The organism is bacterium, assembly GCA_012517375.1.
GTDB lineage: Bacteria > Hydrothermota > Tepidihabitantia > B3-TA06 > B3-TA06 > JAAYVC01.
In genome coordinates this window covers 1-2,056 of sequence record JAAYVC010000110.1, presented here as the reverse complement: position 1 = coordinate 2,056, position 2,056 = coordinate 1, and the positions used below count along the sequence as shown (strand labels likewise).

At 47.3% G+C, this 2,056-nt stretch carries 3 protein-coding genes; all 3 read right to left on the bottom strand.

Annotated elements, in window-relative coordinates:
* The coding region (locus GX441_11915) for a polymer-forming cytoskeletal protein (protein NLI99345.1) at positions 1 to 546 on the bottom strand (546 nt) is incomplete at its 3' end.
* An 18-nt stretch (positions 547 to 564) separates the two neighbouring features.
* Entirely contained in the window at positions 565 to 1,116 is a 552-nt protein-coding gene (locus GX441_11910; GenBank protein ID NLI99344.1) for a hypothetical protein, read from the bottom strand.
* A complete protein-coding gene (locus GX441_11905; GenBank protein NLI99343.1) occupies positions 1,113 to 1,679 on the bottom strand; it encodes a sigma-70 family RNA polymerase sigma factor in 567 nt (188 codons plus the stop codon). The genes GX441_11910 and GX441_11905 overlap by 4 nt, the downstream gene beginning before the upstream one ends.
* Positions 1,680 to 2,056 lie beyond the last annotated feature (377 nt).

The window sequence follows — 2,056 nt, the reverse complement described above, 5'->3', positions numbered from 1 at the left end:
CTGGAGACGAACTCCCTCCGAACCGATAAACCTGTTCAGAAGTCCTCTGAGCCAGCGAGTGAAGGGTCCGGCTTCTATCTTCTCAATGTCTCCTTTGACAACGGCATTCGAATCTCGAACCATGCTACCGAGTATCACCACAAGGTCACCGTCTACAACCGCTGTTGAGTCAAGTTGAATCATACCCCCAAGGGCAACAACATCCTCATTTACATGCCCTTTGATAACGCCATCTGACCCAAGTGCAACCAGACTCCCCTCTACTTCACCTGAAACAAGAAAACTGCCTCTGATGATAACTACATCACGACTTACCGCTCCGTTAATCGTAAGCATCCCGTCCCTTAAAGCGATTTCTCCTTTGAGATATCCATCTATGGTGGCGTCGCCCTTAAGGGTTATATCGCGTTCGTAAGTTGAATCTTTTGGTAAAACAAACGGTCCCGAGATATAAGGACTGTCTTCTCCGGGATTGATTTCTATACTCACGCTCGGGGGTTCGGATACTATTGTCAGTACGCAGAATAAAGACGCGAAAGGATGCATCTGACCTCCATGTAGATACTAAAAACTTCCTGCTTCGGACGAACCGTGCCTTTGAGATTTCCTTAAGGCAATAATACCCAATAAAACGATCAATGCAAATGCTCCAAGAGGTATAACTGCAAGATAAAGCATATCATCAAACATACTCATTACTCCTGATCGGAGTGAGAACAAACCTGCAAAAAAACGCCACAGTTTTGGAAGTATAGGAAAGCTTGAGGACGATGAAATCCCTTCTCCTGCCAGTGACAAAAGAACGAACCAGAAAGAAACGACCGATACAGCAACACCCGTTATCCAGCGAAGCCACAAAGGAAACTGGGTTAAACCTAGCGAGTTCATGAGCCTGGCCTGGAAAATGGCCGATGGCTTTGGTTCTGGCATGGATTGAATCTCTAAGAGCATAGCCTGAATCTCTACGAACCAGGCGCTGCATGCCTTGCATGCCGTAAGATGTTTTTGGATACTTTTTTTAGTATTCTCAGGAAGCTCGTCGCCGTCTAACTTGCGCTGGAGCCTTTCCTTAACTTCAGAGCATTCCATCACCTTTGAAGACGGAGAACTGTTCATAAATGTTTCACCTCATCTAAACGTTGTTTAAGAATATTTCTCGCGCGGTGCAGCCGCGCCTTAACCGTACCAAGGACAAGCCCTGTGGTTTCTACGATCTCTTCGTAACTTAGCTCATCTCTATGTCTTAGAAGAAGTACTTCACGATAAAGAGGGGGCAATGAGTCGACCGCATCGCGGAGCTTCTGGCTCTGCGACGTTGATTCATATATCTCGGATGGAGTGCATCCATCCTCTATGTCTTCCAATTCATCAACTTCTATATCGACAGATTGCGGTTTCTTCCTGCGAAGGAAATCTATAACCCGATTACGGGCAATACGATAAATCCACGCCCTGAAGCTCGATTGCCTGGAATATGTGCCAAGCGCCCGGAATACCTTTATGAAGACGTCCTGAGTGAGGTCCTCGGCATCTGCGCGATTGCGCATCCAGCGATAAATATAGGCATAAATAGGTCCCTGGTAGCGGATAACAAGCTCGCGCTGGGCAATCTTATCTTCGAGCAGTGCGCGTTCAACAAGTTCAATATCGGTGACTTCGTCAAGAAGACGCTCAGGCATGCGGGATGATAAGGAGTTAAAGACGCTCTGTCAAGCCATACCGAAACGAGGTCAGGATTAATTCACCCCAACAGGTTGCTGCGCACCCCGTTGGGGACCTCGAACCAAGTCAGATTTAACTCTTTGCGGTCAGGAATCATGGTCAAATACTCCCCAAAAGTAGCGGCTGGAAGCCTACAGCTTCGGCAGAATCGATTCCAGACCCGGGGTCCCCAAGAAATTGCGAAGCGATTTCTTGGGGTGGGAAAGCTGGTCAGAAGATGGACAGAAGGTGGTCAAAAGACAGACAAAAGCTGGACAAAATTTCTGTGATGGTTAGTCAGGATTCGAGAAATGGAGTCCCGTTTGATGAAAAGCGTCACGAACTCCAACGTCAT

Bases quoted from the DNA above. Each gene is read 5' to 3' on its own strand.
- GX441_11910 (NLI99344.1), bottom strand. From the start codon at position 1,116: ATGAACAGTTCTCCGTCTTCAAAGGTGATGGAATGCTCTGAAGTTAAG.
- GX441_11905 (NLI99343.1), bottom strand. From the start codon at position 1,679: ATGCCTGAGCGTCTTCTTGACGAAGTCACCGATATTGAACTTGTTGAA.